This is a genomic window from Shewanella psychrophila (assembly GCF_002005305.1).
Classification (GTDB): Bacteria; Pseudomonadota; Gammaproteobacteria; order Enterobacterales; family Shewanellaceae; genus Shewanella; species Shewanella psychrophila.
In genome coordinates, this window is the sequence record NZ_CP014782.1 from 688,167 (window position 1) to 707,721 (window position 19,555).

At 45.8% G+C, this 19,555-nt stretch carries 19 protein-coding genes; 1 reads left to right on the plus strand and 18 read right to left on the minus strand.

Features of this window, described 5'->3' with window-relative positions; translation table 11 throughout:
- Nucleotides 1-47: 47 nt before the first annotated feature.
- A complete protein-coding gene (locus sps_RS03145) occupies nt 48-3,413 on the plus strand; it encodes a PKD domain-containing protein (RefSeq protein WP_077751185.1) in 3,366 nt (1,121 codons plus the stop codon).
- A 101-nt stretch (nt 3,414-3,514) separates the two neighbouring features.
- Here sps_RS03145 and moeB read toward each other — a convergent pair whose 3' ends face one another.
- From moeB to sps_RS03235, 18 genes are all read right to left on the minus strand, one after another.
- Entirely contained in the window at nt 3,515-4,936 is a 1,422-nt protein-coding gene (moeB, locus tag sps_RS03150) for a molybdopterin-synthase adenylyltransferase MoeB (RefSeq protein WP_077751186.1), read from the minus strand.
- A gap of 90 nt (nt 4,937-5,026) precedes the next feature.
- A complete protein-coding gene (locus sps_RS03155) occupies nt 5,027-5,458 on the minus strand; it encodes a M67 family metallopeptidase (RefSeq protein ID WP_077751188.1) in 432 nt (143 codons plus the stop codon).
- 64 nt (nt 5,459-5,522) lie between these two features.
- Nucleotides 5,523-6,413, minus strand: coding sequence for a PLP-dependent cysteine synthase family protein (locus tag sps_RS03160; RefSeq protein WP_077751189.1), 891 nt, complete (start codon nt 6,411-6,413; stop codon nt 5,523-5,525).
- Between the two features lie 137 nt (nt 6,414-6,550).
- Entirely contained in the window at nt 6,551-6,820 is a 270-nt protein-coding gene (locus sps_RS03165) for a DUF2897 family protein (protein WP_077751190.1), read from the minus strand.
- 64 nt (nt 6,821-6,884) lie between these two features.
- On the minus strand, nt 6,885-7,622 hold the full coding sequence (kdsB, locus tag sps_RS03170) for an 8-amino-3,8-dideoxy-manno-octulosonate cytidylyltransferase KdsB (RefSeq protein ID WP_077751191.1): 738 nt from the start codon (nt 7,620-7,622) through the stop codon (nt 6,885-6,887).
- Nucleotides 7,623-7,749: 127 nt separating this feature from the next.
- The gene (gene kdnB, locus sps_RS03175) at nt 7,750-8,820 is read right to left on the minus strand and encodes a 3-deoxy-alpha-D-manno-octulosonate 8-oxidase KdnB (protein WP_077751193.1); all 1,071 of its coding nucleotides are present in this window, start codon (nt 8,818-8,820) and stop codon (nt 7,750-7,752) included.
- Nucleotides 8,821-8,883: 63 nt separating this feature from the next.
- A complete protein-coding gene (kdnA, locus tag sps_RS03180; RefSeq protein WP_077751195.1) occupies nt 8,884-10,068 on the minus strand; it encodes an 8-amino-3,8-dideoxy-alpha-D-manno-octulosonate transaminase KdnA in 1,185 nt (394 codons plus the stop codon).
- 198 nt (nt 10,069-10,266) lie between these two features.
- Nucleotides 10,267-10,884 (minus strand): carbonate dehydratase, encoded by a 618-nt coding sequence (gene can, locus sps_RS03185; protein WP_077751196.1) that lies wholly within the window; start codon nt 10,882-10,884, stop codon nt 10,267-10,269.
- Between the two features lie 168 nt (nt 10,885-11,052).
- A complete protein-coding gene (locus sps_RS03190; RefSeq protein WP_077751198.1) occupies nt 11,053-11,472 on the minus strand; it encodes a type 2 periplasmic-binding domain-containing protein in 420 nt (139 codons plus the stop codon).
- 31 nt (nt 11,473-11,503) lie between these two features.
- The gene (locus sps_RS03195) at nt 11,504-12,685 is read right to left on the minus strand and encodes a porin (RefSeq protein ID WP_077751199.1); all 1,182 of its coding nucleotides are present in this window, start codon (nt 12,683-12,685) and stop codon (nt 11,504-11,506) included.
- Nucleotides 12,686-12,883: 198 nt separating this feature from the next.
- Nucleotides 12,884-13,723: an alpha/beta fold hydrolase gene (locus sps_RS03200; RefSeq protein WP_077751201.1), complete on the minus strand. Its 840-nt coding sequence runs from the start codon at nt 13,721-13,723 to the stop codon at nt 12,884-12,886.
- A 124-nt stretch (nt 13,724-13,847) separates the two neighbouring features.
- Nucleotides 13,848-14,510 (minus strand): M15 family metallopeptidase, encoded by a 663-nt coding sequence (locus sps_RS03205; RefSeq protein WP_077751202.1) that lies wholly within the window; start codon nt 14,508-14,510, stop codon nt 13,848-13,850.
- Between the two features lie 5 nt (nt 14,511-14,515).
- A complete protein-coding gene (gene dapE, locus sps_RS03210; RefSeq protein WP_077755528.1) occupies nt 14,516-15,646 on the minus strand; it encodes a succinyl-diaminopimelate desuccinylase in 1,131 nt (376 codons plus the stop codon).
- Nucleotides 15,643-15,987, minus strand: coding sequence for an ArsC family reductase (locus sps_RS03215; protein WP_077751203.1), 345 nt, complete (start codon nt 15,985-15,987; stop codon nt 15,643-15,645). The genes dapE and sps_RS03215 overlap by 4 nt, the downstream gene beginning before the upstream one ends.
- 235 nt (nt 15,988-16,222) lie before the next feature.
- On the minus strand, nt 16,223-16,732 hold the full coding sequence (gene crr, locus sps_RS03220; RefSeq protein WP_077751205.1) for a PTS glucose transporter subunit IIA: 510 nt from the start codon (nt 16,730-16,732) through the stop codon (nt 16,223-16,225).
- Between the two features lie 73 nt (nt 16,733-16,805).
- Nucleotides 16,806-18,521 (minus strand): phosphoenolpyruvate--protein phosphotransferase, encoded by a 1,716-nt coding sequence (ptsP, locus tag sps_RS03225; RefSeq protein WP_077751206.1) that lies wholly within the window; start codon nt 18,519-18,521, stop codon nt 16,806-16,808.
- Nucleotides 18,522-18,564: 43 nt separating this feature from the next.
- Complete coding sequence (locus tag sps_RS03230; protein WP_077751208.1) at nt 18,565-18,822, minus strand: HPr family phosphocarrier protein; 258 nt, start codon at nt 18,820-18,822, stop codon at nt 18,565-18,567.
- A 32-nt stretch (nt 18,823-18,854) separates the two neighbouring features.
- A complete protein-coding gene (locus sps_RS03235; RefSeq protein WP_077751209.1) occupies nt 18,855-19,241 on the minus strand; it encodes an ACT domain-containing protein in 387 nt (128 codons plus the stop codon).
- Nucleotides 19,242-19,555: the final 314 nt, after the last annotated feature.

Below are 19,555 nucleotides of genomic sequence, written 5' to 3' on the forward strand. Positions count from 1 at the left end.
AGTGGCCCGCCACGTTAATTTAGCCTGATAAAAACGAGAATATAACAATGATAAAAACCATTAAAGGTGGTGCTATCTTAACAGCACTGACCCTGTGCGTTAGTTTGCCTGTAGGGCATGCTTGGGCCGGGCAGTCGGTCAATAAGATAAACCAAGCCAATAGCAATCAACAAAAAAATACCATGTCGAGTCACCTAAAATCCGGAGGTCAGGTCTGTGGTACTGACAGTAATGGACAAACATGGGTACCGAGTCCAAATGAAGGATTATTTTTCGCTTCGGCTTTATCACAATCACAGCAACAAGCTCAGTCGAAATCTTTATCTAGTCCTGCTAGCTTTTCTGTGGGTGTACAATCTATCGGTAATGCCGATCAGGGGGAGTATATCGTCCCTGTGGTATTTCACGTATACGGCGCAATACATAACTGTGATTCAGGGGGCTCCTGTGTACCAGACAGCCTTATTGCCAATGCGCTAAAAAGATCAAACGAAGATTTCCAGGGACTCAATATCTTAGATGGGCCTATCGCCAGCCAATTTCAAGCGATAAGAGAGAACATGAATGTCGAGTTTGTGCTTGCGCAAGTCGATCCCTGGGGAAACCCAACTAACGGCATTGTCAGGCATGGCGAAGCGACGGGTTATGGTAATTATGATGCGCCTAACGATGCTGCCAGAGACGCAAAAAATGCCGAAATTTCTGGGGATGCTTGGGATAACTATCGCTACATGAACATCTATATCATGAATGATTTAGATGGTGATGGCGCGACCAATAACTCTGGTGTAGCCTGGTATCCAACGACATCTATGTCAGATGCTGGCTTGGCCCGAGTGGTCTATAACGGTGCTTATCTAGGCACCAACACTGATGAAAATTTTCGCTCTATTTTGACCCATGAGTTCGGTCATTGGCTTAACTTACCCCATGTATTTGACGGTGCTCAATGTAATACAGATAACGAAATTTTCTGTTCTCATACGGGAGACCGAGTCTGTGATACGCCTCAGATGAGTAGCCAGTCTATGGCCAATAATGCACAAAACTGTCTTGGTCAGGCGACCAATACTGAAAACTTCATGCATTACACTGATAATTACGCCATGTTTACCCAGCAACAGGCTCAGCGTATGTATGGTGCCTTGAATCATCCGGCTCGTAAGACGCTGTGGACCGATGACAACTTAATTTCTGTGGGTCTGAGTGCTTATACATCAAGCTTTCCACATAACTGGGATGGTTCAGGTGTCGATGCACCGCCAGAAGGAACGGTATTGATGGAGTTACCCGGGCTATCGGCCTTAAAAGGAGAGATTAATACTTATACTATCGATCTGCCTGTGGGTACCGAGGTGATGGCTGTTTATCTGGACGGCTTCTCTGAAGATCCCGATTTGTATTTAAGATACGGTCAGGCTCCTAGCTATGACGGTACCAACTGGACTTATGATCTTCACTCTTTTAGCTCGGCGGGAACCCCGGAATTTATCGGTCTTGTGGGGCCTAAGACCACAGGGACGTACCATATCACCATAGACGCTTTCTCGGCCTACACTAATGCCAGATTGATCATCGTTGCTATGGACGATCCTACCCTGTGTAATGGCTGTGAACGCGTGACTGCAATCGAGGAAACTAAGCTTGCGGCGCTTAAAGGCTCAGCGCCTAAGCACTATAGTTTCACGGTGCCCAATGATGCAACTCGTGTCATGGTTGAGATCCCGGCAGGTTATGGCAGTACGCTTCAAGGTGGACCCGATCCGGATCTGTATGTCAGTCGTGATATTATCCCGACGACTTCTGTTGCCGATTGTAAGCCATTTGCGGCGCCAGGTTTGAGAGAAGTCTGTGAATTTACCGGAGTCGATCTCGGCGGTACTTACAACATCATGATCGATGCATTTCTCGACTACAGTGAAGTGACACTTAAAGCAGTTTATGATCACCCGATAACGACCAATGTATTGCCGACAGCTCAGGCTAACGGACCATACTCGGCAACTCTGGGCGCAGCCATCAATTTCTCAAGTAATGGCTCAGTAGATTCAGATGGTTCGATTGTCAACTACAGCTGGGATTTTGGTGATGGCAATACCAGTAATCAAGCCAATCCTGTTCATACTTACGGATCTGCTGCGACATTTAATGTGACCCTGACGGTTACCGATGACCTCGATGGTATCGGCAGTGTTACTACGACAGCTGTCATCACCAATTCAGATCTGGTGGAGCTGAAGAATGGTGTTCCCCAGTCAGGGATCTCGGCAAATACTGGTGACTTTGCTAAGTTTTTCGTCAATGTCCCTGCCAACGCGAGTAATCTTGTGGTTAAGGTAACTGGTGGCACAGGTGATGCGGATCTCTATACACAATTGGGCGCTGAGCCTACAGATAGTAGTTATGTATGTAGACCTTATGTGGGGGGCAACAGTGAGACCTGTACTGAAGCTGCGCCAGCAGAAGGGATCTGGTATGTGAACCTGAAAGCTTACAGTACCTTCGCAGATGTGACCATAACGGCAAGTTTTGATGGTGGAGCGGCGAATGTTAAGCCGACAGCCAATGCTAATGGTGGCTATGCGGGCAATGTGGCTCAAGGTATTAGCTTCTCTAGTCAAGGCTCTAATGATTCCGATGGCAGCATTGCTAGCTATGAGTGGAATTTTGGTGACGGCAGTGTTAGTAGTCAGGCTAATCCTAGCCATGCATATTCAGTTGCTGGCAACTATACGGTCACATTGACGGTTACCGATAATGGTGGCTTAAGCGATACCAGTACCACTACGGCTACTGTCAGCGCCACGCAGAATATTGCCCCAACGGCCGCAGCAAATGGACCTTATGCCGGTGATGTGAACGCTAACATTAGTTTCTCCAGTCAAGGATCTAGTGACACCGACGGTAGTATCACCAGCTACAATTGGGTGTTCGGTGATGGTAGTACCAGCACTCAGGCTAATCCTAGCCATGCCTATGCAAGTGCTGGCAGCTATACCGTGACTCTAACTGTGATCGACAACCTTGGTGCTACAGGCAGTAGTGTTGCCGATGTCACTGTCTCGAGTGTACCGGCTAATGGCTTGATTAATGCCTGTGGTACTCAAGCGGCGGTGGATTACATCGAAGTACAGTCGGCTAACCCAATCTGTGTGACATCGGGCAGTGATATGTATTTCTACTTCTACGCCGATGGGCTGAGCAGCACCGTTATTCGTACTCAACATGGCAGCGGTGATGTGGCGCTCTATTACAGTAATTCAGGTTGGCCGAGCAGCTCAACCTACACCCAGATATCAAACACGTCAGGTAATACTGAAACGATCACGGTCAATGGGCTGGCAAATGGCTGGCACTACATCATGGTTGGCGGTAGCCATTCGGGTGTGACGCTTAAGGTCGATATGCAGTAATATCTAGGTAATACCAATAGGTATAATACTAGTAAAACGCCAAGCCGGCATGGTTCACCATGCCGGTTTTTTGTGCCATTTTTCTGGTATTGAGATCCCCGTCAATAACGGGTCAGATTGGGATCAACCTGGTCAATCCAGGCCAAGATGCCCCCCTTGAGATTGGTCACCTTGCTAAAACCTAGGGCTGTCAGCTTATCACACACTTTAGCCGAGCGGCCGCCCAGTTTACAGTGAATAACCAACTCTAGATCCGGGTCTAGCTCGGCCAGATGAGCATCGAACTCTTGCATGGGGATATATTGACTCCCCGCTATCATGCATATGGCCCGCTCGAAGGGTTCTCTAACATCGATAAGGCACACGCTCTGATCTCTATCCATCCAGGCTTTAAGCGCCTTGGCTTCTATCTCTTTATAGGACTTAGCCTCACTGGTGTGAGAGAGGCCACAAAATGCCTGATAGTCGATGAGCTCTGTAATGGATGGGGTATCGCCGCAGATGGGGCAGTCAGGGTTTCTGACTATGGCAAGAAACTCAAAATCCATGGCCAAGGCATCATATAAGAGCAGACGCCCGGATAGTGGGGAGCCGATACTGGTGATCATCTTGATGGCTTCGGTGGCTTGTATAGAGGCTATGATACTGGGTAATACACCGAGTACACCGCCCTCGGCGCAAGAGGGCACGAGACCTGGAGGTGGCGGAGCAGGATAAAGGCAGCGATAACAGGGACCGGCTTGATAGTTGAATACACTGGCCTGACCGTCGAAGCGAAAGATGCTGCCGTAGATGTTAGGTTTGTTGAGTAAGATACAGGCATCGTTGACCAGATATCGGGTAGGGAAGTTATCAGTGCCATCTATGATGATATTGTAGTCTTCAATGATCTTGAGTGCATTGTCTGAAGTGAGGCGTTCACAATAAACGGTGATGTTAATGTTTGGGTTGAGCCGCTCGAGACGCCGCTTAGCACAATCGACCTTAGGCTGTCCGATGTCATCGACGCTGAACAGCACTTGTCTCTGAAGATTAGATTCATCGACGACATCATCGTCCACAAGACCTAAGTGGCCAACGCCGGCGGCGGCCAGATAGAGTGCTAATGGGCATCCGAGTCCGCCAGCCCCGATGATCAAGATGCTGGCATTTTTCAGGGATTCTTGCCCTTGTATTCCAATTTCAGGCAAGAGGATATGTCGACTATAGCGACTGAGCTCATTGGGTGACAAAGGAGTATCGAGTTCGCTACCACCGGCAATGGCTGGGACTATCCTTACTTCACTGCCGGATTGGAGTTCAGTGTCTAGACCCTCTTGCTGACGGATATCTACCTTGTTGTGATACAGGTTAACAAAATTTCGTAAGTCACCTGTGTCATCCATGATCTGAGGTTTGATATCCGGATAGCGCTTAAACAGTTCATTGAGGGCTTCTTTTACTGTTAGGCCATCGAGTTCTATCTGCATCTGATTGTCGGTAAATCGGCGCAGTGGGGAAGGGATTTTCATTATCATCTTCATGACTCATCCTCTATTAGCATGACTTCTGCTTCTGATTGCCGGTAAATCGTCGTTGTGTGGAAGGGAGCTTAATTTTCATTATTTTCATTTTCATGATTCATCTTCTATTAACGTGTCTTCTGCATCAAATTGGCTGTGATCTTCCCTGAGTTGCCAGGAGCGATAACTGCTCACCTGGCCCTCAAGAACCGAAATGATGATGTAACTCAGCCCTGGCCAGGCATGTAAGCGGTCAAATTCGGAGGGATCATGGTTATGGTCTGGGTGAGAATGGACTATGCTGATGATATCTAGTCCCTGCTCATCGGCCCTGTCTTCTGCGTCTTGATACTGTAGAGGGTCGATAAGGAAACGCCGTGACTTTTCCACTAAGGTATTATGACAGGGGAGGTAATAGCTGGCCTTAGAGAATGCCAAGCCTGATTGTATACCCGTAATGAAGCCACAGCATTCATGGGGGTAACAGGTCTTAGCATGGGCTAAGAATTGAGCCTCGATTAATCTGGTTATTTCGATACTCATCTAAGCTCCTCTGGTTTGTCTAGTCAACAAGTTTTGGCTGACTGAATCGTTAAACTCGCCTTCATCACTGCCACAGCCCTGAACTGATATAGCGTTCACCTAAGTCACACAATAAGGTGGTGACGACGCCAGAAGATAGACTCTGCATTAACTTTTCACACGCGGCCAAGTAAGCGCCGGAAGACTGACCGAGGAAGTAGCCATAACTGGCCATCTTTAGACACATTTCCTTAGCTTCGTCGGCGCTGATGTCTACCCATTCATCGACTAGGCCAGCATCATAGATTGCAGGTATGATGTCCTCCGGTTGCCCCAGGGGCTTTAAGCCTTCTATGCCAGGCCAGACTTCTGGACGAACACCAACAATGCATATGTCGGCGTTAGTCTGTTTCAGCCGCCTAGCTATACCTGTTAATGAGCCGCCTGTACCGACACCGCAGACAAAGTGGGTGATAGGGTCGGGACTTTGCTGCAGTAGTTCGTTAGCGGTGCCGTGAAAATGAGCCTGGACATTGAATGGATTGCTGTATTGATCGCAGTAGAAATATTTGTCTTTTGAATCGGCATAAAGCCCACGCACATGACGTAGTGCCTGATCGTAGCCTTCTAGGGGATCGGTTTCGATGAGTGTCGCGCCATGGGCCAGTAAACGTTGCTTGCGTTCATTACTGGCGTTGCCGGGAATGACGATAGTGACTGGAAAACCCAGGGCGGCACCTATCATGCTGTAAGAGATACCGGCATTGCCGCTGCTGGAGTCGAGTATGGTTTTTCCTGATACTAGCTCGCCGGATCCAATGGCATTCAACAACATCGCTTTGACTGGCCTGTCTTTGAGGGACCCCCCAGGATTACGCCATTCGGCTTTAGCGAATAGTTTGATACGCTCTTGTGTTTTACTGAGAAAACTCAGATCCAGTAGAGGGGTATTCCCAATCAGCTCTAGTAGCGTCATGTCCATGTCTCATTATTTACTCAGACAGCAATGAGTATAGTGCATGAACTCGATAACAGAGCAGACGGGGATTTGTGCCTAGGAAAAAATGGCTAAGGAATAAACTGTGATTGGTCTAAGAGCTTAAATGCTTAGTGCTAATTTGATGTGCCAGATTTGCCATCTTTATTCGTCTTGTCATCTTCTAAATCATCGGTCTTAGTTGTCGGATTAACCGTGCTTTGATCGGATGGCTCTGAGTTTTCCTTATCCTTAGGGCTGGATGGCTTCTTCGTTTTAGCGCTGAGCTTAGTGTCTTTACCGAATTGAGTCATTTTATATTTAGCACTGTATTTGAGCACGGCAAGATTACTGGCTATCACGCCAATAACGAGAATGATGATGAGCCAAGTTTCAAGATCAGACATGAGTACCCTTAATCAATGTTCTCAAAGGAGTAAAACAAAGCCCGTAAGGTGGGCTTTGTCTTATTTAATCTACCGCCAGTCTTGCTTCACAGATGCGGATATCTTCAGGGGTATCGACCTCGGGTGAGTCGAAGGCACTGATAGCGACTTTGATCTTATGGCCATGTTCCAGTGCCCTGAGCTGTTCAAGCTTCTCAAGATCTTCTAAACGTCCTAATGGAAGTTTAGCAAAAGTGGATACGAAACTTCTGGTATAGGCATAGACGCCTAAATGCTTGTACACAGGATACTCGCTGGTGTCACGGCCAAAGGGAATACGAGCACGGGAAAAATATAGGGCATTAAAATCGTTATCGAACACCATTTTCACGTGTTTAGGATCGTCAAGTTCACTCTTCTCAGTGATCTCAAAACCTAAGGTGGCCATACCGAACTCACCGGGATGACGTTGGAACAAGCTAATGATCTGTTCGATTGAGATAGGATCGATCAACGGCTGATCGCCTTGAAGGTTGACAATAAGGTCATCATCTTTCAAGCCCAATTGGGTAATGGCATCTTCAATTCTGTCTGTACCTGAAGCGGCTTCTGGACTGGTCATTATTACTTTACCACCGAAGGCTTCAACAGCGTCTTTGATACGAACATCGTCAGTGGCCACATAGATGGAGGTCAGGCCTTTGGCTAATGATGCACGCTCAACAACATGCTGGATCATAGGCTTGCCGTTAATCGGGGCTAGTGGTTTTCCTGGAAAACGACTTGAACCATAGCGTGCCGGGATTAACAGGGTAACATTCATGGGATTTACCTATCATTTTACAATTCTAGTTCAATAGATGAGGGCTCAATTGAGCCCTCATTAGTAACAAGCAGTCAGCATTATTACATGCGATGACACATAGTGTGCCGTTAGCATCTCAATAGCTCTACATGCGACGATAGAGTGCAGTTAGCATCTCATCGGTGACTTTTTCTTCCCAACTAGGGCCATAGACATTTTCCCATAGTGGGCCCATGCTCTTAGCGACCTTAACCATCTTAGCGATAGTCTCATCGGGAAGATCTTTACAGATACCTTTCGGGATAGTGATGTTATGTTTTTCGATCATGGTACGGAATTCTGCAACCCCTTGAGGGTAGAAGTCTTCGAGTACATCGAAGGCGATACAGTTGCCTATACCGTGATGATAACCCAGTACGTAACCTAAACCGTAAGACACGGCGTGGCAGGCACCAACCTGGCTGTAGGCTATGCTCATGCCGCCCATGTATGAGGCCATCATCAACTTATCATCTTTCTCTGCATGATCGTCTATGTAGACTTCACGACAAAGATCCATAGATTTCTCAGCGAAGGCTTTAGCAAATTCGTTAAGGAATGTGCCCTGGAGTGATTCAACACAATGGATAAAGCAATCCATTCCGGTATAGAACCATTGATCTTTCTCAACACCATCGATAAGTTCAGAGTCCATAATGATCTGATCGAATACCGTGTAATCTGAGTTCAAGCCCAGCTTACGCACAGGTCCACACAACACTGCAGTGCGTGATGCTTCTGCGCCTGTGCCTGAAATTGTTGGAATACCAATATGGTGGATAGCCGGGTTCTTGATGAGATCCCAACCTTGGTACATGGCGCTGCCACCCGGATTGGTTAGCATCAAAGACACAGCCTTGGCTAAATCCAGAGTTGAACCACCACCCAGACCCACAACACTCACAGGAAGCTTACCATTGAAGGCTTGTACCTGTTCAGTTAATGCGTCGACTTGCTTAGTCGATGGCTCATCGTCAACGTTAACGTAGATAAGTAGATCATGGCCTTTAACGGAAACACGAGCCGCTAGCGGCTTGTCCTGATGCACATCATCCACAAGAAAAACGACGAAATCGTCTTCAGTCTTGCGCTCTTCGCTTAATACCAGATCTAGGTCTACGAATGAGCCACGTCCAAAAATCATTTTAGGCACGCATTTGAAATTTTTAAAACTCATTACAACATTCTCCGTTGAAATGTGAAATTGCGCCTTAATGTAAGGCGCAATTATAATATGGGGTTATGCGAAGGCTTTCTTTATGTTCTCGATGCGCTGGGCTATTTCTGCTTCAGTCCAGGAGAGTTTTATCAACATAGAGATGGTCTTGCTCATGATTGCATCAGACTTAGGCACCGAGACTTTAGTATAGTCTGGACGATCTTCGATTAATGTGATCGGCAGTGCAGAGCAAGATTTAAGCTCTTGAATGTGTTTCCAATTGCTTAGGTAATGCCAGTTGTTGATATACCAGTAGAAACAACCGTCAACGCCATTTTCAGCTAATTTTTTGTTGATCTCTATGGTGCGCTCTTCTGTTGGCATCATAAATGTTAGGAAACCAGCCGAATCACCTTCTGCATCAGGCAGCTCACGGAAGGTGATTTCGGCGATATCGCCAATGGCATCCTTGATGAGCTTCTTATGCTTGCGCTGGATCTCGATGATGGTATCGAGTTTACGAAGTTGTGCTAGACCCATGGCCGAGTTCATTTCTGAGATGCGGAAGTTGAGACCCATGATTGGATGGTCTTCGGCGCCGCGGTCGTTGCCCACATGGTCGTGGCCATGATCAGAGAACATATGAGTGTGATTGTAAATGGTTTCACTGTTAGTGATAACGGCTCCGCCTTCACCGCAAGTGATGGTCTTTACTGAGTCAAATGAATAACAGCCTACATCGCCGATTGTGCCAAGGGCTTGGCCCTTGTATGTGCCGCCGATAGCCTGACAGGCATCTTCTAGCAGAACAAGATCATGCTTATCACAGATGGCCTTTATTTCATCCATCTTACCCATAGAACCACACATGTGGACTAAGTTAACCGCCCTAGTACGGGGGGTGATCGCAGCTTCGATGCCTTCTGGTGATAGACAAAGTGTCTCATCAATCTCGGCAAAAACTGGTACTGCGCCGGCCATGAAAACCGCTTCTACTGAGGCGACAAACGTAAAGGGAGGGACGATAACCTCATCGCCGGCACCAATCCCCGCAGCGGCTAGTGCTGTTTGCAGTGCAGCTGTACCGCTTGAAAGAAGGTGAGCGTGATTCACATTCATTTTTTCACACAGTAGCTGCTCCATCTCACGCGTTTTCCAGCGGTCATTACGCATATGATCAAAGTTATAACGGAAAGTAAAACCGTTCTCCATTACGTCTGCAACTTCTTGCTTCTCTTCAGGACCAAATAATTCAAAACCGGGCATGGAAATTTCCTTAGAATTCGCTGCGCTTATCTGCGCGAGATATAAATCATAACTGAAGGATTATAACTGGGTTAGGCTAAAAACTGCGATGTTTATTAAGGATTATTTAATTAAAAAAGCAAGATATTGAAGAGATAGGGTAAAGCCTGTACATCAAGCCCCTAAATATTAGGGGATTTAAGGGCTGGTACAGATAAATTAATCGATTTCGGCTTTAAACTGTTCGTTGTCGACGGTAACATCAAGATCTGATAGCAAGCCATTTTCGACACTGTAAATCCACCCATGAACGGAGACATTCTGTCCTTTTGCCCAAGCATCTTGAACGATATTGGTGCTGCTGACATTGCCGACTTGTTCGATGACGTTGAGTTCACAGAGACGATCGAACTTCTCCTGTTCACCCAGTTGATTGAGCTCTGCGTTATGAAGGCGGTGAATATCTCTGATGTGCCCCAGCCAGTTATCGATAAGCCCGAGTCTTTGTTTACCCATAGAGGCTTTCACGCCGCCACAGCCATAGTGGCCGACAACCATGATGTGTTTCACTTTTAGCACTTCAACTGCATATTGCAATACAGATAAACAGTTGAGATCCGTATGAATCACCATGTTGGCGATATTTCTATGGACGAAAACTTCCCCAGGCATGAGATCGATAATTTGATTCGAAGGTACACGACTATCGGAGCAGCCAATCCACAGATATTCAGGGTTTTGCTGTTTCGCCAACAGCTCAAAAAAATCAGGCTTCTCTTGTACGATACGTTCGGCCCAACGGCGATTATTGTCAAATAGGGGTTTTAGTATTTTCATTTGTTCACAGAAATTAAGTAATTAAGAGTCGATTGTGACGAAAATGCATTCTAGCATCCTTTGTTCACTTTGGTGGTCTATTCAGTAAGATACAGGGTTAACATTAATTAACGATTAACAGAAGTTTTTAAATTTCTGTTAATCGAGTTGGTTTTTAGTGTGGAAGAGTTAGAAGGTGGCGACGACTTTGACACTGTTATTGACGGCTTGTGCGTCGACAAAGCCTATCATATTCGGGTTCGCACTGATGAGCTCCATGACATCAGCATTAGTATCAACGGCTATTGGCGGCTGACCCTGACCCGAAAATAGACGTTTAGACCAGTAGGATTTAAGCTGGCTCTCAGATTTATTGAGAACGTGTTTAACAAATGCCATCCTCTCAAGGCTTCCTTGTTTTTGATCCAGAGCAATAGCTTTAGAGCCACCGGGAAATGATTTGATCTTACCTAGATAAATTCTGGATATGTCTTGAATAGAGAGGCTAGCAGGATTAGAAGGGTGTACCACCACGGCCACTTCCGCCGTCGCCGCAAAACAGAACATAAGGCTGATCAGGGAGATAAAACAGCGAAAACATCTGTTCATTATGGACTCCTTATTCACTGCAAACAAATACTTAAAATACCATATCTACAGCCATTGCCAGCAGCTGCGAATCGCTGCCATCGCTATAGTCATCTGAGTAGTACGTGTATTCAATCTTCAGGGCTGCAGATGGATGAAAATCCCAGCGGGTGCCCACTATGTAATAGCTACTGTCCTCTTCTTGAGCCTTTAAGGCTGCTTGTGTGCCAAATAAGAGTGGCGCCAAGGCGACTTGGTTAGCCAGAGGGAGTGCCGTGTAGATGGGAAGCATAGACTCATAAGCATCCATCTGGGGCGTCCCTTCATCAACTCCATAGGTGAGATGAAAGGTTAAGTCATTGAAAATCACTCCGCCGGAGATGTACCCTGATGTGGTATCGGACAGTGAACTTGGATCCAATTCGGTAACAGTATATTCGGCAAGCATAAACCAATTATCGGCATTATATTTTATATGTGCACCTATGAGTGTTGCGCCATCATCTATGGGCAATAAGTCGTCAACAATTTCTTGGGGAAACACGCCCGTGTCTGAAATTGCTGCACCTAAGGCCAAAAGATCAGGGAGCTCGTAGGAGTACTCCTCTATCAGGCCGATGTTGAGCCCATATTCAAATGCTTCAGTGATAAAACTTAAATTGATGATGTGACCCTTAGCGGAAAAAGGCGAGGGCGTCGCATCTGAGCCTATGGGTTGATAATCTGAGATCGAGGATGTGATATATTTGTACGTGAGTCCAGCTTCTGTCTCCCCCCACAAATCGTTATAAAGCAAACCAACACCTTCACCTGAATTAAAAGGCAAAGAATAGACACCTCTGGGTGGAGTGATCCAATGGTAGGCGTATCCCACATCTATATAATCTGAATATTTGTATAAATTGAACCTCTGTCGACCCGCCATCAACATAAAATTATCGCTGATGTCATAGGAGATATAAGCCCACTCAAATTCAGGTTTAAAATCATTAGAACCCCTGGAGATTACTTGGGCGGTGGCTCTTAATCCCTCACCCAGATCAGCTGAAAACTGAAGCGCAATTTTACTATCATTTTCAAAGTTTATCTCTTTGTCGTATGCGTAATAGGCTTTGTCGTCATCTAAACTCGAGCCTGCAACAATGGAGGCAAATCCATTGATGTTGACCTCAGCTAAAATCATAGGTGTATATATTAATGCGGCTATGGTTATTGCCAGTGAACTCTTTCTCATTGCCAAACCTTTTTAATGACTTAACTCTGCTTAAAGGTAGTAGGTAATTGTTGAAAGTTCACATGGGCGCGATATTTTAATCTTAAATTCAATGGGATTATGGTGGGAAAGTCAGAGAGGGGGGGAATGTCCAGTTTAAAATTGTGGGAGGAGGTGATCCTCCCACAATGATTATTAGCTATTGATTTAATAAATTATTTAGCTATTAGATAAGTGCTTAGAGAGGAACTTACTCAACTCAGTATTGACAAAGTTTGGCTGTTCCAAACTCGAGATGTGACCAGCCTTGGGAATATGGATAAATTCACTGCCGTCTATGGCATCGTGCATCAGATAGCTTTCTAACACAGGTCGTACAGTGTCTTCTAGTCCAGTCATGATCAAACAAGGTAAAGCCAAATTATCTATGTCATCCATGGTGTCACGGCGACCAAAAATGATCTTGCCTAATCGACAAATACTTTCGATACGTCCCGTGCCTATATTGGCGAGAGATTGTTTAAATGTGTTAAACAGTTCGGGTGCATCCTGCTCTACATTTTTGGCGAAATACAGTGGCGCGATTTGCTCGATAAGTGGCGCCGGAACGCCTTGGGTTTCTTTGATAATATCCAGCATAGCGTAATACTTAGCTCTGGCGACTTCCGGCTCATAACCAATGAAGGAATTCATCATGACTAATGTTTTGACACGCGTCGGCGCGGCGAGTGCCAGTTCTGCGCCCCACATACCACCAACTGATAAACCAATCACTGAAAAATCGTCTATCGACAGGCTATCCATTAATTGCAGCATCTGCTGACTGATATGTTGTAATGAGCGTGTCGCTTCAGGAAGAGAGTCAGACTCACCATGTCCCCATAAGTCGGGCACGATACAACGATATTGCTTGGATAGGTGCTCTATTTGAGGGGCCCACATCTTAGAATCCCAAAGATAACTGTGGCCGAATAATAGTGCCGGACCTGTGCCTATATCTAAGTAATTCAGACTTTTGTTATCTATGGTTATCTGTTTTCTTGCGGATGAAAAATTCATATTTCCTGCTGTCTTCATGGGTCATAAGAGTTCGATTGGTGTGTTATCTAAACGGTGTTCGTGCATTAACTTTGAGGCCGTTTCTACTGGGTATAGCTTACTTAATCCTGTGACTTAAGCGTGCCTACTCAGGAGGCGGTGCGACCTTAAACACATATTCTTGTGTTAAAGCAGGCAGGCGTGACAGTATTTCATTTTTAAATATAATGTCTGAGTCTATTATCGTCTGCTTTAAACATTCCACATCGAAACTTTCTAAAATGTCACTGGATACCGGGTAATAGCTCAAGTGCCAAGGCTCTGGGCTGACGCCGCTTAATCCTTGTTGAAAGGGAAAGTAAAACCCAAAGTCAGCGGCATGTTCTAGCAACCAGAGGTGAAGCTTGGCACAAGGTCCACCTTGTGAGTATTCGGCGGTCACCAGTTGTAAATCACCTTGTTCGATACCTGTAGCATCAAAGACATCTATATCGGTTCCCCAATGGTGGCGTGAGGCGCCGGGCAGTGCAGACCAAATTAAGATCAAATCGATGATCTCATTGGGTGACTTACCCTTGAGAGAGACGGTCTGGGACTTAAGGTCTAAAACAGGCCGTTTACCATTGGCCTTGGCGTTCCAAATCTTAACTTGTCTTTTGAAGTCACGGTAACCGGAACAGAGCTGGAGTGTTACCCCATAGCAGTCGGCTGCACGGGCCATATCTATGAACGCATCTCGGGTTCTACGCTCGAGTTTATGACCTTGATGTTCTACTAAGTGGCTTGAATTAAGGCCATAGGCCGCCATGGAGTTTAGCAAAGTAATTTTTCCAATATCACTTCATAACAAAGTGCCAGTTGCTCGATGTCATCCACTTTTACGCACTCGTTCACTTTGTGAATCGTGGCATTAACCGGACCCAGTTCTATCACTTGTGCGCCAGTAGGCGCGATGAAACGTCCATCTGAGGTGCCTCCGGTCGTTTGTGGATCTGTGTCTGTTCCCGTGACTTGCTTGATTGCTGCTCGAGTTGCATCGAGCAGAGGCCCATCTCCGGTGAGAAAGGGCAGACCGTTGTAGATCCAGTCGATATCGTACTCTAAACCGTGGGTATCTAAGATATTTAGCACGCGCTGAATGAGTATTTCTGCGGTGACTTCGGTTGAATATCGGAAGTTAAACATGACTTCTAATGCTCCAGGGATCACATTAGATGCGCCTGTACCGCCATTGATATTGGCTATCTGGAAGCTGGTGGGCGGGAAGTATTCATTGCCCTTATCCCAATGCATCTTGGCCAATTCATCTAAGGCTGGCATCGCCTTATGAATAGGATTGTCCGCAAGGTGAGGGTAGGCCACATGGCCCTGAATGCCATTGACGGTAAGATTGCCGGTCAGGCTCCCTCGGCGTCCATTTTTGACGATATCACCTAGCTTATGAGTCGATGATGGTTCACCGACCAGAGACCAAGTGATCTTCTCATTTCTGGCTTCTAAAGTGTCTATGACGCGAGTGGTACCGTTGATGAAAGGTCCCTCTTCATCACTGGTTATCAAGAAGGCGATAGAGCCCTTATGATCTGGGTTCTTCTTCACGAAACGTTCGGTAGCGACCAACATGGCGGCGAGTGAGCCCTTCATATCAGCGGCACCGCGGCCGTGGAGGTAGCCATCGATAACGACAGGGTCAAATGGAGGCGTGTGCCAGCGATTGAGATCGCCTACAGGGACCACATCTGTATGGCCAGCGAAGCAAAATACTGGCTTTTCGGTGCCACGTCTGGCCCACATATTAGTGGTGTCTTCAAACACCATAGGCTCAATGTCGAAGCCAGCCTTAGCTAATCTGTCAGCCATTAACTGCTGGCAACCTTCATCTAGTGGTGTGACCGATGGACGAGAGATTAAATCTTGGGCAAGCGTTAATACATTCTGGCTCATAGCTTGAACCATTCTTGGTATTCGGCTTCTTTAAAGCCAACTTGTACTTTATCGGCGGCAACCAATACGGGTCTCTTGATCAGCGTAGGATGGGCGAGCATCAGATCAATGGCCTTGTCTTGATCGATATCTGATTTATCGGCATCGGACAGGTTTCGAAAGCTGGTGCTGCGCTTATTAAATAGGGTTTCCCAGCCAGCCATGGCGACCCAGCTACTCAATAGATCTTTCTCGAGTCCATCTTCGCGAAAATCATGAAAAGCAACCTGAGGTTGATTAACTTGGAGCCATTTTCTGGCTTTACGTACCGTATCGCAGTTTTTTATGCCGTAGAGAGTCAAGGTAGTTACTCCATTTTTAAAAGCAGATGTTCATGCTTGTGTCACTAATGTCAGTTGACTGGCTGACTTAGGAGATGCATGAATTGTTATTTGCACGCATTGTGGCATTGCCATGACTTTGGCTCAAGGCGAGACTGGTTTAAAGGTGAATTTTTCTTGATTGAAAGGGAAGTTATATCCCTTCACTGAGCTTAGAGTCAGTGAAGGGATGAGCTGTTACTCGTTTAGCTTGATATCAGAGCACGACGGTGAAGATGACATCTTTGCCAGCTTCGATAGAGCCTTGCCTTTTATCTAATGATTGAATATCTTCCATGTTGGCGAGAACGACCGGTGTCAGAAGACTCTCGACTTGTTCTTTGAGATAACCCATATCAAATTCTAAGATGGGTTCCCCCATTTTTACTTCCTGACCTTCTTCTGCTAGACGGGTAAAGCCATTGCCTCGTAATTCCACCGTGCCCACACCAAAATGAACGAACAATTCCAGCCCTTGTGGGGATTCTATGCTGAACGCGTGGTTGGTCTCGAATATTTTTCCTATAGTGCCATCAATTGGCGCGACGATCTGTTTACCCTTAGGGTTTATGGCTAACCCATCGCCGACAATTTTCTCGGCAAATACCACATCGGGTACCTTTTCAATTGGGACTATCTCGCCTGATACGGGGGCATAAACATCTATGCCTCCAACTAGGTCGGTTTGCCCTGACATTAATCGTCTGATACGGCTTAAAAAACCCATTTCTTATCCCCTAGTACAATTTCTATCTTATTGTTATTACGCTTGTCATCACCAGCATACTGAATAATATCAGTCAGTAACAGTGTGACACATAATCATTTAATTCATCTAATCTTTGTATCGATAATGCTTGTTGGCTCCATTGCTGATAGGTAGCCAGGGTGTGATTGCACAGTGAAGATTTAAGCTCCAGTAGGGAAGATGGGCTGACACTGAGCTCATCTATGCCCATTCCTACAAGAATTGCCGCGACATTGGGACTCGTGGCAAGCTCACCACACAAAGAGATAGGGACCCTAACAGGCTTAGCCGTGTTAATCGTCATCTTAATGAGTGCTAAAATGGCCGGTGACAGTGAAGGGTAAGCTTTAGTTAACACAGGATTAGTCCGATCTGCCGCCATGGTATATTGGGGGAGATCGTTAGTCCCTATACTGATAAAGTCTAGCCTGGGAAGCATAGAGGGCAGGTTCAGTACCGCCGCCGGCGTCTCTATCACTATGCCGTAACTAAGTTGGCCATATCCACGCTCCTCATCAACGAGTTCTGTTTTACATTCCTCGATGATGTCGAAAAGCTTGTCCAGTTCTTCCACTTGATTGACCATTGGGAACATCAATCTTATTTGACCATGATTTGCCGCCCTAAGTACGGCCTTCAACTGAACTTTCAGTAACTCTGGGTGAGCGAGTGAATATCTGGCACCACGAAAACCCAGTGCCGGGTTGTCTTCTGTTGGTAGAGACAGGCAGGGAAGCTCCTTATCGGCACCTATGTCCAAGGTTCTTATGGTGAAAGTCTTACCATCTAACAAGTGTAACGCATCACAATATAGCCTGTACTGCACTTCTTCCGATGGCATCTCGCTGGCATTCATCAACATAAACTCGGTACGAAACAAGCCTATGCCATCGGCTCCCACATCGGATAAGTGACCTATCTCGCTTAAACATCCTACATTGGCTAGCAAGGCGACTCTGTGTAAGTCCTTAGTTACCATAGGTTGGTCTTTGTATTTCTGTAGCTGAGCTTTTCTTAACGAATCATTTTCGCCAAGTTGTTTAAGCTTCACCAGAACATCAGAATCTGGTTCTATGTGGAAAACACCAGATAAGGCATCGAGAGCCACGGCTTGATTATCCTTTAGGGATTCATTTACATCTATGATGTCGAAATCACAACTGAGTAAGGCTGGGACCCCTGCGCTTCTGGCTAGGATGGCAGTATGGCTGGTTAAACCGCCTGTTTTCAGCACTATGCCATTAATCTTATCCAGTGGCAGAGTGGCAAATTCGGCTGGGGTGAGATCATATGCGAATAATATTGTCGGTCCACTGAGGTTTTGCAGCTCATGTTTGAGATTACCGTTGATTACTGATATCAAGCGGCTGCCCAGACACTCTATGTCTTGGGCTCTATTAGCAAGATAAAGATCTTCCATGGCCCTTAGCTGATTTGCATGTTGAGTGAAAATTCGCTCGACGGCGACACTGGCAGTGAATTGTTGATCGGCAATGGATGACTGTAATTGTGCAATAAGCTCATCATCTTCTAGCAGTATTATATCGGCCTCGATTAACTGATAATTTTCACAATCTGCTTGTAAACTTTGTAAGCTGATAGTCAATGAGGTGACAAACTGTGTTATCGCAGTAGAGAGCTTGGTTTGCTCGGCTGGAATTTGCGCTAATGGCAAAACCCGGTAATCCAATTCTGTGTTGTGTTGATTAAGTATTCTAGATTGACCGAAGGCGATACCAGGTGACACAACAATTCCCGAAATGGACATACTGTTTTCCTATGACGAATGACTTGATGATGGGGTACATCTTTTAGCTGAGTGTGATTAAAAGCTCCGAGACTCTCTCTACGGCTTGTTCTGCTTCTTCACCTTCGGCAAATACTCTAACCGTTACGCCATTATATAAGCCTAATGTTTGCAGTTTAAACAAGCTCTTGGCACTGGCTTGTTTACCGTTACATTCTACTAAGACATCACATGTATAGGTTTTGGCTTCTTTAACCAGTAGTGCTGCGGGTCTGGTATGAATACCATGAGTAGCCGTTATAGTGACTGATTTTTCGTACATAGCAAGAGCTCTTAAAATTGGAATGAAGGGACTTAATACTCGGTTATGATAAAGTTCTTTTTCTTTAATGCTGTGATGGCCTGGGCGAGTTTGTCTTTTTTTACCAAAATATAATCGGTATCGAAGGTTGATATGGCAAATATACTGATCTCTGCATCTGCCAGCGTGCCGGAGACACTGGAGAGAATACCAGTCATAGAGAAGCCTAATGGACCCATGACTTCGAAGCAACGCCAACCTTTTTCCTCTTCTAAGCTATCTAAAGGCAGATGTGTAGGCACTACAACGGATAGCTCATCCTTGGTTTTTCCCACAAAAAACATCTCTTGCTGAAAAATCTCAGGGGCTATCGGAGCATCCGGGCTGAAGCTATGTATGCTGTAGAGTTGAGAATGAACTGCTAACGTCATTCGCGCCATGATTATCCGTTACCTAATATTTTTGAAATTAGAGTCAGTAGCTTAGCATAGTTAACTAGGGCAAATCTTTTCAAAACTATGCATTATTCAATTATGCGTAGTCACAGGGATTACCTTGCTCAATATGGGAGCTGTTTGCTCCCATATTGAGCAAGTATAGGTATGTAGACTTTGAATTGACTCAACGTTTACGGTATCTGTATTCATAGTTTGCAGGGATTCGGCGGCGCAGCGATTAGCTTTTTCTAGGTTAATGCTTGTTCAGCTCATTCACTTTAAATGTTGTAAAGAGAACCAAGCGCTAATATCAACTT

Bases quoted from the DNA above. Each gene is read 5' to 3' on its own strand.
- kdsB (WP_077751191.1), bottom strand. From the start codon at position 7,622: ATGAATGTTACCCTGTTAATCCCGGCACGCTATGGTTCAAGTCGTTTT.
- sps_RS03200 (WP_077751201.1), bottom strand. From the start codon at position 13,723: ATGAATTTTTCATCCGCAAGAAAACAGATAACCATAGATAACAAAAGT.
- sps_RS03160 (WP_077751189.1), bottom strand. From the start codon at position 6,413: ATGACGCTACTAGAGCTGATTGGGAATACCCCTCTACTGGATCTGAGT.
- sps_RS03145 (WP_077751185.1), top strand. From the start codon at position 48: ATGATAAAAACCATTAAAGGTGGTGCTATCTTAACAGCACTGACCCTG.
- kdnB (WP_077751193.1), bottom strand. From the start codon at position 8,820: ATGAGTTTTAAAAATTTCAAATGCGTGCCTAAAATGATTTTTGGACGT.
- sps_RS03165 (WP_077751190.1), bottom strand. From the start codon at position 6,820: ATGTCTGATCTTGAAACTTGGCTCATCATCATTCTCGTTATTGGCGTG.
- kdnA (WP_077751195.1), bottom strand. From the start codon at position 10,068: ATGCCCGGTTTTGAATTATTTGGTCCTGAAGAGAAGCAAGAAGTTGCA.
- ptsP (WP_077751206.1), bottom strand. From the start codon at position 18,521: ATGTCCATTTCGGGAATTGTTGTGTCACCTGGTATCGCCTTCGGTCAA.
- sps_RS03155 (WP_077751188.1), bottom strand. From the start codon at position 5,458: ATGAGTATCGAAATAACCAGATTAATCGAGGCTCAATTCTTAGCCCAT.
- sps_RS03205 (WP_077751202.1), bottom strand. From the start codon at position 14,510: ATGGCGGCCTATGGCCTTAATTCAAGCCACTTAGTAGAACATCAAGGT.
- dapE (WP_077755528.1), bottom strand. From the start codon at position 15,646: ATGAGCCAGAATGTATTAACGCTTGCCCAAGATTTAATCTCTCGTCCA.
- sps_RS03190 (WP_077751198.1), bottom strand. From the start codon at position 11,472: ATGAACAGATGTTTTCGCTGTTTTATCTCCCTGATCAGCCTTATGTTC.
- crr (WP_077751205.1), bottom strand. From the start codon at position 16,732: ATGGGTTTTTTAAGCCGTATCAGACGATTAATGTCAGGGCAAACCGAC.
- sps_RS03230 (WP_077751208.1), bottom strand. From the start codon at position 18,822: ATGTACGAAAAATCAGTCACTATAACGGCTACTCATGGTATTCATACC.
- sps_RS03235 (WP_077751209.1), bottom strand. From the start codon at position 19,241: ATGGCGCGAATGACGTTAGCAGTTCATTCTCAACTCTACAGCATACAT.
- moeB (WP_077751186.1), bottom strand. From the start codon at position 4,936: ATGAAGATGATAATGAAAATCCCTTCCCCACTGCGCCGATTTACCGAC.
- can (WP_077751196.1), bottom strand. From the start codon at position 10,884: ATGAAAATACTAAAACCCCTATTTGACAATAATCGCCGTTGGGCCGAA.
- sps_RS03195 (WP_077751199.1), bottom strand. From the start codon at position 12,685: ATGAGAAAGAGTTCACTGGCAATAACCATAGCCGCATTAATATATACA.